The sequence below is a fragment of the Plastoroseomonas arctica genome, assembly GCF_018128965.1.
GTDB lineage: Bacteria > Pseudomonadota > Alphaproteobacteria > Acetobacterales > Acetobacteraceae > Plastoroseomonas > Plastoroseomonas arctica.
In genome coordinates this window covers 309,088-321,061 of record NZ_JAAEDH010000002.1, presented here as the reverse complement: position 1 = coordinate 321,061, position 11,974 = coordinate 309,088, and the positions used below count along the sequence as shown (strand labels likewise).

The 11,974-nt window shown below is 70.4% G+C and carries 13 protein-coding genes; 4 read left to right on the top strand and 9 right to left on the bottom strand.

Features of this window, described 5'->3' with window-relative positions:
* Positions 1-19 precede the first annotated feature (19 nt).
* The 3 genes from GXW79_RS03790 (at position 20) to GXW79_RS03780 (ending at position 1,487) form a co-directional block, all read left to right on the top strand.
* A complete protein-coding gene (locus GXW79_RS03790) occupies positions 20-631 on the top strand; it encodes an LON peptidase substrate-binding domain-containing protein (RefSeq protein ID WP_246503670.1) in 612 nt (203 codons plus the stop codon).
* A gap of 12 nt (positions 632-643) precedes the next feature.
* Positions 644-823 carry a Trm112 family protein gene (locus GXW79_RS03785; protein ID WP_211872994.1) on the top strand — a complete coding sequence of 60 codons (180 nt, stop codon included), beginning with the start codon at positions 644-646 and terminating at the stop codon, positions 821-823.
* A gap of 298 nt (positions 824-1,121) precedes the next feature.
* Entirely contained in the window at positions 1,122-1,487 is a 366-nt protein-coding gene (locus GXW79_RS03780; protein WP_211872993.1) for a gamma-butyrobetaine hydroxylase-like domain-containing protein, read from the top strand.
* Between the two features lie 292 nt (positions 1,488-1,779).
* Here GXW79_RS03780 and lpxK read toward each other — a convergent pair whose 3' ends face one another.
* The 5 genes from lpxK to GXW79_RS03755 all read right to left on the bottom strand — a co-directional run bounded on the left by lpxK (position 1,780) and on the right by GXW79_RS03755 (position 6,793).
* Positions 1,780-2,769, bottom strand: coding sequence for a tetraacyldisaccharide 4'-kinase (gene lpxK / locus GXW79_RS03775; protein WP_211872992.1), 990 nt, complete (start codon positions 2,767-2,769; stop codon positions 1,780-1,782).
* Positions 2,769-4,073: a 3-deoxy-D-manno-octulosonic acid transferase gene (locus tag GXW79_RS03770; RefSeq protein WP_211872991.1), complete on the bottom strand. Its 1,305-nt coding sequence runs from the start codon at positions 4,071-4,073 to the stop codon at positions 2,769-2,771. The genes lpxK and GXW79_RS03770 overlap by 1 nt, the downstream gene beginning before the upstream one ends.
* On the bottom strand, positions 4,070-4,738 hold the full coding sequence (locus GXW79_RS03765; RefSeq protein ID WP_211872990.1) for a lysophospholipid acyltransferase family protein: 669 nt from the start codon (positions 4,736-4,738) through the stop codon (positions 4,070-4,072). The genes GXW79_RS03770 and GXW79_RS03765 overlap by 4 nt, the downstream gene beginning before the upstream one ends.
* Before the next feature lie 106 nt (positions 4,739-4,844).
* Positions 4,845-5,915: a glycosyltransferase family 4 protein gene (locus tag GXW79_RS03760; RefSeq protein ID WP_367614791.1), complete on the bottom strand. Its 1,071-nt coding sequence runs from the start codon at positions 5,913-5,915 to the stop codon at positions 4,845-4,847.
* Positions 5,912-6,793, bottom strand: coding sequence for a UDP-2,3-diacylglucosamine diphosphatase (locus GXW79_RS03755; RefSeq protein WP_211872989.1), 882 nt, complete (start codon positions 6,791-6,793; stop codon positions 5,912-5,914). The genes GXW79_RS03760 and GXW79_RS03755 overlap by 4 nt, the downstream gene beginning before the upstream one ends.
* Positions 6,794-6,992: 199 nt before the next feature.
* Here GXW79_RS03755 and GXW79_RS03750 point away from each other — a divergent pair, with 199 nt between their 5' ends.
* On the top strand, positions 6,993-7,862 hold the full coding sequence (locus GXW79_RS03750) for a diacylglycerol/lipid kinase family protein (protein WP_211872988.1): 870 nt from the start codon (positions 6,993-6,995) through the stop codon (positions 7,860-7,862).
* A 12-nt stretch (positions 7,863-7,874) separates the two neighbouring features.
* On the opposite strand, the gene GXW79_RS03745 is transcribed toward GXW79_RS03750, so the two are convergent.
* Genes GXW79_RS03745 through GXW79_RS03730 form a run of 4 tightly spaced genes read right to left on the bottom strand, consistent with a single transcriptional unit; the run spans position 7,875 to position 11,892 of the window.
* Complete coding sequence (locus GXW79_RS03745; protein ID WP_211872987.1) at positions 7,875-8,972, bottom strand: mandelate racemase/muconate lactonizing enzyme family protein; 1,098 nt, start codon at positions 8,970-8,972, stop codon at positions 7,875-7,877.
* Positions 8,973-8,986: 14 nt separating this feature from the next.
* Positions 8,987-9,619, bottom strand: a complete 633-nt coding sequence (locus GXW79_RS03740) for a glutathione S-transferase family protein (RefSeq protein ID WP_211872986.1) — start codon at positions 9,617-9,619, stop codon at positions 8,987-8,989.
* A gap of 58 nt (positions 9,620-9,677) precedes the next feature.
* A complete protein-coding gene (locus tag GXW79_RS03735; RefSeq protein ID WP_211872985.1) occupies positions 9,678-10,439 on the bottom strand; it encodes a TVP38/TMEM64 family protein in 762 nt (253 codons plus the stop codon).
* Positions 10,440-10,485: 46 nt separating this feature from the next.
* Positions 10,486-11,892, bottom strand: a complete 1,407-nt coding sequence (locus tag GXW79_RS03730) for a helix-turn-helix domain-containing protein (protein ID WP_211872984.1) — start codon at positions 11,890-11,892, stop codon at positions 10,486-10,488.
* Between the last annotated feature and the right edge of the window lie 82 nt (positions 11,893-11,974).

The window sequence follows — 11,974 nt, the reverse complement described above, 5'->3', positions numbered from 1 at the left end:
CGAGGACCTTCCGCGCGAGATGGCGGTGTTTCCGCTGTCCGGCGCCCTGCTGCTGCCCGAAGGCCGGCTGCCGCTCAACATCTTCGAACCGCGCTACCTCGCGATGGTCGAGGATTCCATGGCCACCGGACGCATGTTCGGCATGATCCAGGCCGAACCCGGCGCACCCCGCGGCGCCTCCGGACCGGGCCTCTACACCATCGGATGCCTCGGGCGCCTGTCCTCCTTCTCCGAGACCGACGACGGGCGCTACCTCATCACGCTCAGCGGCGTCATCCGCTACCGGGTGGCCGAGGAGATCGACATGCAGCGGGGCTACCGCCGCGTCCGCGCCGACTACACGCCCTATCTGCGCGACCTGGTCACCGAAAAACCGCAGGTCGACCGCGACGCGCTGCTGGGCGCCATCCGCCCCTACTTCCTCGCCCAAGGCATCGAGGCCAACTGGGCGGCGATCGAGGAAACCTCCGACTCCATGCTGATCACCACGCTGTCGATGGTGTGCCCCTTCGAAGTGCCGGAAAAACAGGCGCTGCTCGAAGCTCCCGACGCGACACAACGCGCCACCATGCTTGTGGCGCTGATGCAAATGGGCGCCCATGGCGAGTCGCCGGACCAACGCCCCAGCTGAAAGACCCGCCCCGTGAGCACTGACACATCCGTCGACCCGCGCCTGCTGGAAATCCTGGTCTGCCCGGTGACCAAGGGACCCCTCCGCTACGACCGCACGGCCGGCGAACTGGTGAGCGAAAAAGCCGGCCTCGCCTATCCCATCCGCGACGGCATCCCCATTATGCTCCCGGACGAGGCGCGCAAGTTTTGAAGGCAAGGCCAGGGGCGCTGCCCCCTGGACCCCCGCCGGGGATCGCGCCGATCCCCGGGCCCCTGCGTGTGTTGGTCCTGGGTTTGAGAGAGATGTGCTTCATCGATGAGTGCCGGGGTGGGGAGGGGGCGCTTGCGGTTCCATTGCCATACGAACTCCCTCGATGCGCCCCCTCCCCGCCCCGGCTCGCCTCCGGCGAACACTCCTCACAAAGACCCAGAACCAACAGATGGAGGTCCAGGATCGACACGATCCTGGCGGGGTCCAGGGGCAGCGCCCCTGGCCTTGCTTCAAACACATGAGCGCCGTCGTCACGGAGCTGCGGCTGAAGCGCGCCGAGCGGGTGTTGGAGGTGGCGTTCGCCGACGGCGCCCGCTTTGCCTTGCCGGCCGAGTATCTGCGGGTGGAGAGTCCCTCCGCCGAGGTTCAGGGCCATGGTCCCGGGCAGAAGGTGATCATCGCCGGCCGGCGCCAGGTCGGCATCATGCGGCTGGAGCCGGTAGGGCACTACGCGGTGCGGATCGCCTTCGACGATCTGCACGACAGCGGGATCTACAGCTGGGACTACCTGCACCGGCTGGGCAGCGAACAGCCGCGCATCTGGGCGGAGTACGAGGCGGCACTGGCCGCGCGCGGCCTGTCGCGCGACCCGGTGCGGCGTTAGGAAGAAAGCAAGGCCGGGGGCTTTGCCCCCAGACCCCCACCGGGGATCGCGCCGATCCCCGGGCCCCTGCATGTGTTGGTCCTGGTATTGGGAGGGGTGTTCATCGAAATGCGCCGGGTCGGGAGGGGGCGCATGGAGTGCCCGTGACACGGGAACTCCCGCGACGCGCCCCCTCCCCAACCCGGCGCGCTTCCGGCGAGATCCCCTCCCAATCCCAAAAACCAACGGATGGAGGTCCAGGATCGACACGATCCTGGCGGGGTCCAGGGGCAGCGCCCCTGGCCTCGCTTGCCTACCCCACCGTCTCGGGCACGCGCGCCAGCAGCGGTTCGAGCAGTGCTTCGATCTGCGCGGGTGATTCCCATTCCAGCTTCACGTTCACTACGGTGATGCGGCTGCGGAAGGCCTGCGGGATGCGCACGAAGTCTTTGCGCGTGGTGACGGGGATGGCGCGGAGCGCTTCAGCTTCGGCGAGGAGTTCGCGCAGGTCTCCGGAATCGTAGGGGTAGTGGTCGGCGTAGGATTGGCGCCCGGCGAGGATGGCGCCGGATTCCTGCAGGCTCGTGAAGAATTTGCGCGGGTTGCCGATGCCGCAGAAGGCGAAGACGGACTGGCCGGAGAGCATGGCCGCTTCGGGGCCCTGGGACAGGCGGGCGCGCAGCACGGGCAGGTCGCGCGGGAGTTGGGCGAGGGCGCCGCATTCATCCTCGCCGACCAGGATGGCGGCCTGGCAGCGCGCGGCGGCGGCGGCCACGGGTTCGCGCAACGGACCGGCGGGAATGACGCGGCCATTGCCGAAGCCGGAGGTGCCGTCGATCACCAGCAGCGAGAGGTCCTTGGCGAGGCCGGGGTTCTGCAGCCCGTCATCCATGATGATGGCGCGGGCGCCGTTCGCGATGCCGAGCTGGGCGCCGGCGGCGCGGTCGGCGCTGACGATGGTGGGGTGTTCGGCGGCGAGCAGCAGGGCTTCGTCGCCGACGGCGCGGCTGTCGTGCTGGCCAGCATTGACCAGCAGCGGTCCCTTGAGGTTGCCGCCGTAGCCCCGCAGCAGGAAGTGCGGTGGCACGCCGTGGTCGGCAAGGCGCCGGCCGATATCGAGTGCGACGGTGGTCTTGCCGGCGCCGCCGGCGGTGGCGTTGCCGATGCAGATGACGGGGATGGGGGCCTGCCAGCCGGGGCGTGCCATGCGCCGCGCGGTGGCACCGGCGTATACGGCGGAGATCGGGGAGAGGAGCAGGGGCAGCACGCCGCCCCCGCCGCTCCAGAATTGGGGCGCGCGCATCAGGTCTTGACCGTCACTCGTCCTTCGTTGGCGCCCGAGCCATCGAGCAGCGGCAGGAGGGTTGCCGCCACCCGATCGGGCAATTCCGCCTGCTGGGCGGCCACACCTGCGGCAGCTTGCGCCATCGCCTGCCTTGTCTCCGGGCTTGATAGCATGGCGGCCACGGCCTCCGCCAGCGCGGCTGGGTCGGGGGTGGTGCGGCGGATGGCGTGGGCTTCGGATAGCTGGTCGGTGATGGCGGCGAAGTTGTCCATGTGCGGTCCGGTGAGGATGGGGCACGCCAGGCGCGCGGGCTCGAGCGGGTTCTGGCCGCCATGGGGGATCAGCGAGCCGCCGATGAGCGCGAGGTCGGCGAGGCGGTAGAACAGGCCGAGCTCGCCGAGCGTATCGGCGATGTAGAGGCCGGTCTCCGGCGTGGGCAGGCCCCCGGTGCTCCGCCGCGTCGGCAGGGCGAGGCTGGTTGCGATAGCGGCGCCGCGCTCGGGGTGACGGGGGACGAGGATGGTCAGCAGGTCGGGGAAGCGCGCGCGGAGCAGGGTGTGGGCCTCGGCAATGATGGCCTCCTCGCCGGGATGGGTGCTGGCCGCGAGCAGGATCGGGCGGCCCGCGGTTGCCGCGCGCAGTTCGGCGAGGGTGGCGTCATCGGCGGGCAGCGGCAGCGCGGCGTATTTCAGGTTGCCTGGCGCGGTGACCGCGGTGGCGCCGAGGGCCGTGAAGCGCGCCGCATCGGCGTCCGATTGCGCAAGGATCATCGCGAAGCGCTGCAGCGTCTCGCGCGCCAGGTCGGGGAGCTTCGCCCAGCGCCGCGCCGAGCGGGACGAGATGCGCGCATTGAGCAGCGCGAGGGGAATGTGGCGGGATGCGGCGGCGGCGAGCAGGTTCGGCCAGAACTCGCTCTCGACGAAGGCGGCCGCGTCGGGTCGCCAGCCATCGAGGAAGCGCGCGACCCAGGCCGGCACGTCGAGTGGGACGAAGCGGTGGCGCACGCGCGCGGCGATCTCCGGCGGCAGGCGCTGGGCGAGCAGGGTGGCGGCGGTGACGGTGCCGGTGGTCATCAGGATGTGCAGCGCGGGTCGTGCTTCGAGCAGGCGCGGCAGGAGCGGGAGGACGGAGAGCGTCTCGCCGACGCTGGCGGCGTGCAGCCAAAGCAGCGGCCCCGGCGGGCGATCGGCGCCCTCGCCGCGGCGCTCGCCCAGGCGCTCGGCGATCTCCTTGCCGCGGCCGACGCGGGTGCGGAGATAGAACGGCAATACCGGCGCGGCGAGGCTCGCGACCCCATGCCACAGGCGCTGCGCCAGGCTCATGCCTCGGCAGCCACGCGGGCGGCGGTCAGCGCCGCGGCGATGGCGGGAAGTGCCGCGGCGGCGCCGTCACGCGGCACCTGGATGGGTGGGGCCAGCGCGATGGTGCCGCGCGAGAAGGGCAGCGGAAACACCATCCGGTCCCAGGAGCCCAGCGTGCGGCGGCGCGTGGTGACGGCGGCGCAGGGCAGCACCCAGGCGCCGGATGCGGCGGCGAGCTGGGCGATCCCTGGCGCCGCCTCGCGCCGCGGACCGCGTGGCCCGTCGGGCGTAATGACCAGCGTTCGACCGGCGGTGAGCGCGCGCAGCATCTGGCGCAGCGCAGGCGTGGCACCGTGCGAGGACGAGCCTTCGATGATGCCGGCGCCGGCCTGTTCAAGGATGCGCGCGATCAGGCGTCCGTCGCGATGGGCTGAGATCAGGATGTCGACCTGCGGCACGGGCCCGCCGGTGGCACGTGCCAGGGCGATGCGCCAGCAGGCGGCGAAGACGGCCAGGTGTTCGTGCCAGAAGGCGAGGATGACGCCCTGCCCGGCGGCGAGGGGGGCTGCGTGTTCGGGGTGGCGCAGCGTCCATCGCGTGGTGCGGGCGACGAAGCGGAGGTAGAGGACCAGGAGGCGCAGCAGGATCGCCTGGATGGCCGGGTGTTTTCCCAATCGCTTCAGCATCTCACGAGGGCGTTAGCACCCGCCATCGCGGATGACCAGCGAGGCGCGATTCGCGAAGCAGGGGGGAATGAATTCCCCCCTCTAGGCGAAAGTCATTCCCGCAGTTTTATCGCCCCGCCCCGATGATGCTCAGCGCGCCGCGGAACTGCGCCGCGCAGGCTTCCCACGAATACCGCTCGGCATGGGCGCGGCAGGCGGCGCGGTCGCATTCCAGCGCGCGGAGGCAGGCGGCGCGGAGGTCCTCGTCGAGCGCGCCCACGCGCGGGTCGGTGATGACGTCGAGCGGACCGGTGACGGGATAGGCCGCGACCGGCGTGCCCGATGCCAGCGCCTCAAGCAGCACCAGGCCGAAGGTGTCGGTGCGCGAGGGGAAGACGAAGACATCCGCACCCGCATAGCTGCGGGCGAGCGCGCCATTGTCACGCCAGCCGGTGAAATGCGCCTCGGGGAAGCGCGCCATGAGTGCGGCGCGCTGCGGTCCGTCGCCGACGACGACCTTGGTGCCCGGCAGGTCGAGGCTGAGGAAAGCGGCGATGTTCTTCTCGATCGCGACGCGGCCGGCATAGAGGAAGATCGGGCGCGGCAGGCCCTCGAAGGGGTCCCGCGCATTGACGTTGAAGCGCGCGAGATCGACCCCGCGCGTCCAGGGCTGCACCTTGGTGAAGCCGCGCGAAGTGAGCTCGTCGCGCAGCGATTGCGTCGCAGCGAGCGTCGCATCGCCGGCCTGGTGGAAGCGGCGCATCACCGCCCAGGACCAGCGCATCGGGATGCGCGTACGGGCGTGCAGGTATTCGGGGAACTTGGTGTGGTAGGCGGTGGTGAAGGGCCAGCCACGCCGCTTGCAGATCCCGCGCATCGCCCAGCCGAGCGGGCCTTCGGTCGCGATGTGCACGGCACAGGGCATGAAGGATTGCGCGATTTCCTCCAGCTTCTTGCGCGGCCGCAGCGCGAGGCGGATTTCCTTGTAGCCGGGCGTCGGGATCGAGGAGAAGCGATCGGGGCCCACGATGTCGATGATGTCGCCCTGCGCGCGCAGGATATCCGTCACCAGCGTCAGCGTGCGGACCACGCCATTGACCTGCGGATGCCAGGCGTCGGAGATGATCAGCAGGCGCAGCGGTTCGCGCCGCTCCAGGATCGGGCCCTGCGGCGTGATCCCCTGGGAAAGATCGTTCACCGGGTTTCCCGCGCCAGGGACTCCATCCCGGCGGCGTCGGGAGCGAGGGCGAGAAGCTGCGCGGCCTCGCTCGCCGCGACGCGGTCGCGCGAGGGGCGCCGCGCGGTGAAGGTCAGGCGGTTCTCGGCGGCCCAGTCGATCAGCGCGAAGCGGCCATCGGCGTGCTCGACCAGCGCGGTGCAGCTTTCCACCCAATCGCCGTCGTTCATGTAGGCGATGCCCTGGATGGTGCGCATCTCGGCATGGTGGATGTGGCCGCAGACGACGCCGTCGAGACCGCGCCGGCGGGCTTCGTTGGCGAGTGCGGATTCGAAGCGGTCGATCGCCTTGACCGCCTCCTTCACCTGGCGCTTGAGCCATTGCGACAGCGACCAGTAGGGATAGCCCAGCCGGCGGCGGATGGCGTTGAAGCCGGTGTTCAGCCACAGCGCCCAGTCATAGGCCCAGTCGCCGAGATGGGCCAAGAACTTGGCGTAGCGGATGACGCCGTCGAACTCGTCGCCGTGCATGACGAGGTAGCGCTTGCCGTCGGCCGCGGTGTGGACTGCTTCCTTCTGCAGCCGCACGCCGCCGAGCTCGAGCCCGAGGCCCAGCCAGTCGCGGAACATCTCGTCGTGGTTGCCGGGGATGTAGGTGACGGCGGTGCCGTTTCGCGCCATCGACAGGATCAGGCGGATGGCCTCGTTGTGGTCGGCGTCCCAGTACCAGGACTTCTTCAGCCGCCAGCCATCGACGATGTCGCCGACCAGGTAGAGCTGTTCGCATTCGACCTGGCGCAGGAAATCCACCAGATAGTCCGAGCGGCAGCCACGGGTCCCGAGATGCGTGTCGGAGATGAAGATGGTCCGGTAGCGACGCTTGGTCTCGGTCGGGTGCATGAAGCTGTCCTTCCTGCCCGCTCGGGCCGCGAATCGGTCAAGCGCGCACAGCGAATATAGTTTCCGTCCGCGGGCTTTATCCCCTGCCTCGCAGAAACCGCGTGAATCCTGCGTGAAACCATTGATTTCTGCGCTGTCATGCTATGGAAGTCGCCACGACGCGAAACTGTAACCCCCACACTGCGAGAAGCCCCCTCACATGCTCGTTGTTTTCAACCCTGCCGCTGGTGCGCGGCGTCGGCGTCGCTTGACCCGTGCGCTCGACACCATGCTCGGCCTCGGCATGCGGCCGGAGCTCGCCGAGACGGCGGGGCCGGGCGATGCGGAGCGGCTGGCACGTGACGGGGCCGCGCGCGGCGAGGCGCTGGTGATCGCGGCCGGCGGCGACGGCACCATCGCCGAGGTGGCGAGCGGGATTGCGGGGTCCGATGCCTCGCTCGGCGTGCTGCCGTTGGGCACGGCCAATGTGCTGGCCTGGGAGATGGGCCTGGCCATGCGCCCCGAGGACGCTGCCGGGCGCCTGGCCAGCGGGCGGATGGTGGAGCTGCGGCCGGGCCTCGCGCGGTTCTCGGATGGGCGCGCGCGGCTGTTCGTGCAGATGCTCGGCGCCGGGTTCGACGCGGCGGTGGTGCGCGACCTCGATACCGGGCTCAAGCGCCGCATTGGCAAGGGGGCCTATGTGCTGGAGACGCTGCGCCAGCTGCACCGGTACCAATTCCCACGCATCACGGTCGATATGGATGGCGAGATCCACCACGCGACCAGCGCCATCATCACCAAGGGCCGCCTCTATGCCGGGCGCTATCGCCTCGCGCCCGAGGCGAAGCAGGGCGAGCCCGGCTTCCACGTGGCGCTGTTCTCGGCGCGCGGTTGGCTCTCGACCGCGGTGCTCGGTGCGGCGCTGCCGCTGAACCTGCTGCCGTCGATGCCCGGGGTGCGGCTGCTGCGCGCGAGCCGCGTTTCCCTGACCGGCGAGGGCGTGCCGGTGCAGGCCGATGGCGATGCCGCTGGCACGCTCGGCATGACGGTCGCGGACATGCCCGGGCCGCTGCGCCTGATCGGCGCCTGAACCCGCGCTGCTTCAGCGCAGCACGAAGTCGGCCAGCACCTCGGGCTTGAAGGCCAGCCCGTGGCCCGGCGTCTCGGGCGCGGTGATGAAGCCATCGGCGATGACCGGATGGGCGACCCACACATCGTCGAGCAGCCCCATCTGCTCCGCCCAGCCAGCGTTGGGGATGCTGGCGAGCAGGTGGACGTTCAGCTCCGGGAACAGATGCGGCGCGATGGTCATGCCCCAGGTGTCCGCGACGGTGGCGATCTTGCGCAGTTCGGTCAGGCCGCCGCGCATCGGGTCCGGCTGCAGGATCGGCAGGCGCGGGTTCTCGAGGAAAGGTTTGAGGTCGGCACGGCCGAAATGCGTCTCGCCGCCGACGATGCGCATGTCCAGCGCCTCGGCGCAGCGGATGTAGCCCGCGTGGTCGTCGGGCAGGACGGGCTCTTCGAGCCAGTAGACGTCGTACTCGGCCATGCGGTGCCCGGCGTGGATCGCGACCTCGGCGGACCAGCCCATGTTGACGTCGATCATGATCTCGATGTCGGGGCCGAGCGCCTCGCGCATGCGGCGGACGTTCTGCACGTCGGTGCGCCAGTCGCCGATATGGGCGACCTGCATCTTGATCGCCTGGAAACCTTGGCTGACGAAGTGCTGCGCCTTGGCGATCATGCCGTCGCCGCGCAGGTCGCGAAAAACGCCGCTGCCGTAGACCGGGATCTTGCTGGTCACGTGGCCCCACAGCCGGTGCAGCGGCATCCCCGCCGCCTTGCCGACGATGTCCCACAGCGCAATGTCGATCGCGGACTGCGCCATCATCGTCACGCCGCCGCGCCCCCCGGTGACGGTGGAGCGCCAGAGGTCCTGCCAGATGCCTTCAACGGCGGTCGCATCGCGGCCGATGATGCGCGGCGCCATCGCATCCTCGATGCAGGCGGCGATGGCGCGATGCAGCGGCAGGTTGAGCAGATGCAGGTAGCCCATGCCGGTGATCCCCGACGCCGTCGTGATGTCCAAAACCAGCAGGTCGCGCGTTGGGCCGAGCGGGTGGCCGGCGAGCCAGGGATCCTCCGGCCAGGGCATGCGCAGCAGCGTGGTGCGGATTTCTCGGATGGTAAGGTCGTGCATGGGTGTCTCCCGGATCAGGTGAGCGGGCCGCCGAGCCAGCGGGCGTAGCCGGGGCGGGCGCTGATCGTCGCGAACCAGCGCTCGAGGTTCGGCAGCGAAGCCTTGCCCTCGACGGGGACGCCGAACCAGCGGCCGGCATAGGCGCCGAGCACGATGTCGGCCAGCGTCAGCGCCTCGCCTTCGATGAAGCCGCGGCCATCGGCGAGGCGGGCGTCGATGATGCGCCAGCAGGCGCCTGAATCGGCCACGGACTTTTGGACCGCCGCCATGTCGCGCTTTTCGGGCGGCGTGCGGACGACGCCCCAGAACATCATGCGCTCGGCGCCGCCGAGGGTGGAGAGCTGCCAGTCCAGCCAGCGATCCACGCTGGCGCGCGCGGCGGGGTCCGGGGGGTAGAGCGTGGCGCCCCGCTCGCCGGCCTTCATGGCCAGGTAGCGCAGGCAGGCATTGCTCTCCCACAGCACCAGCGCGCCATCGGTGATGGTGGGGATGCGGCCGTTCGGGTTCATGGCGCGGTATTCGGGCGTGTCGACCACACCATGCTCCATGCCGGCATCCAGGCGCTGGTAGGGCGTGCCCAACTCGTCGAGCAGCCACAGCACTTTTCGAACATTCACCGAATTGGTGCGGCCATAGACCGTCAGCATCGCCTTGTCCTCCCGCGCGCAGCCTAGATCAGGTTGCGCCGGGCCCCAATGACCCGGGTCAGGCGGGCGGTGGCGTGGGGGTCGCCGGAGCCGGCGCGGGCGCCGGCGCCGGGGCAAAGCGCGCCTTGAGCGGGATGGCGGCGAGCGAGAGTGCCGCCAGGGCACACAGCGCGATCAGGATTTCCGGCGTCAGGATGGAGCCGAGATCGAGCGCGCCGCCGCTGTCGAGCGTGCGCCCGAGCCCGGCGCCAGAGAGCGAGAACACCGCCGTCCCGGGCAGGATGCCGAACAGCGTGGTGATGGCGAAGACGCGCAGTCGCACGCCGGCGAAGGCCGGCACGATGTTGACCAGCAGGAACGGGAACAACGGCACCAGGCGCAGGACCAGCAGATAGGACCAGGCGTTGCGGCGCAGCCCCTCGACCAGGGCCTTGGCGCGCGGGCCGAAGCGTTCCAGCGCATTCGCGCCGAAGACGGCGCGCGCGGTGGAGAAGATGATGATCGCGCCGATGGTGGCGGCGACGACCGTCAGGCCGGTGCCGATGACCGCGCCGAACAGGAAGCCGCCGGTGAGCGTCAGCAGCACCGCGCCGGGCAGCAGCAGAGCCGTGGTGACCACGTAGGTGGCCATGTAGGCGAGTGCCGCGAGCAGGCGATGCTCCGCGACCCAGCCGGTGAGCGTGCCGCGCACGCTGCGCAGCGTGTCGAGGCTGAGGTAGTCCGCCGCACCGCTCAGCCGGATCGCGACGATCACGGCGATGACGGCCGCGACCGCCCATAGCCTTCGGTCCTTCAGCAGGCGGGTCGCGAGGCTGGGCATGGCGGTCTCCGGTTGCGGGCCGTGTAGGGCAGGTAGCGCGGAGACGCTACGGCGCAGGGGCGCGCGCGGTTTCAAATCGCCAGGGGCTGGCACCCTCGATCGCGGGGTCGAGTGCCAGGCGATGCTCCAGCGGCGGGAAGGCGCGGGATCGGCAATCCTCCCGAGCGCAGAGCCGGCAGGACAGGCCGATGCCGACCGTGGCGGCCTCGAGGTCCAGGCCGTCGGCGTAGACCAGCTCCGGCGCGCGGGCGATGTCGCAGCCCATGGCAATGACGTGGACGGGGGCGGGTTCGCCCCAGCGCGGGGCTGGGCCGGTCACGCTCTGGGCAAAGCACAGGAAGGTCGCGCCATCCGGCAGCGCGGCGACCTGGACGCGCAGCGTGCCGGGCGTGGCGAAGGCGTGATGGACGATCCATTTCGGGCAGCTGCCGCCGAAGCGGGCGAAGGGGAAGCCGGCCGCCGAGAAGCGCTTGTCCACATTGCCGGCGGGGTCGACGCGGAGGAAGAAGAATGGCACCCCGCGGGCGCCATCGCGCTGCAGGGTGGAGAGGCGGTGGCTCGCCTGCTCGAAGCTGACGCCAAAGCGCGCGGCCAGCGCCTCGACATCGTGGCGCAGCGCGCGGGCGGCGGCCAGGTAGGGGGCGTAGGGCATCAGCAGCGCGCCGGCGGCGTAGTTGAGCAGTCCGATGCGGATGATCGAGGCGGCCTCGGTGGAGGTGGGGCTGTGCGGGGCCAGCGCGTCTTCGACGGCGTCGCGGGCTTCGAGCAGCATGAGGCAGAAGGCCATGTGGAAACCGCGGCTTTCGCGCGGCAGCGATTCCGAGAGCAGCAGGCTGCGCGTGGCCGCGTCATGCCGGCGGAGCGCGCCTTCCAGTGGGCCGACCACGATGCGCAGCCCGTGCTTGCCGCGGAGGCGCTCGGCGATGGCGTGGTTGAGTTCGGCCGGGCTCGCCTGAAGTTCCCGCCCGATGCGCTCGGCGAGCGTTTCCAGCACCGGGAAATGGTTCGCGCGTTCGTGGAACAGGTCGCGCGCTTCCTCGGTGGGCAGCAGGATGCGCCGGCCGGAGGGCAGCGCGATGCCGGAGCTGTCCTCCCGCGCCACGCGCCAGGCGCGGTACAGCGCAAGCATCGCGCGCGCGGCGTTGGGCGCGGAGCCGGCGAGGGCCGCAATCTCCGCCTCCGGCACCTCCTCGATGCCGAGCATGGGGTCGGACAGCACCTCGCGCAGGCCCGCCTCGGTCTGGCGTTCGGCATGGCCGGAGAGATGGGCCAGATCGATCTGCAGCGCCTCGGTCAGCTTGATGAGCAGCGAGGCGGTCACGCCCCGCTGGTCGTGCTCGATGAGGTTCAGGTAGCTCGCGGAAATGCCCAGCCGCGCGGCCAGGGCCTGCTGCGTCATCGCCTTCTCCAGGCGGATGCGGCGAACGGTCCGACCGATCATGGGACGGCTCATGGGTTTACAGCCTTTACGGATTCACGCGGAGGTCTGTGCGGAACCCTACGGGATTGCGCGGTGAAACGCGAGAATGCCCGTG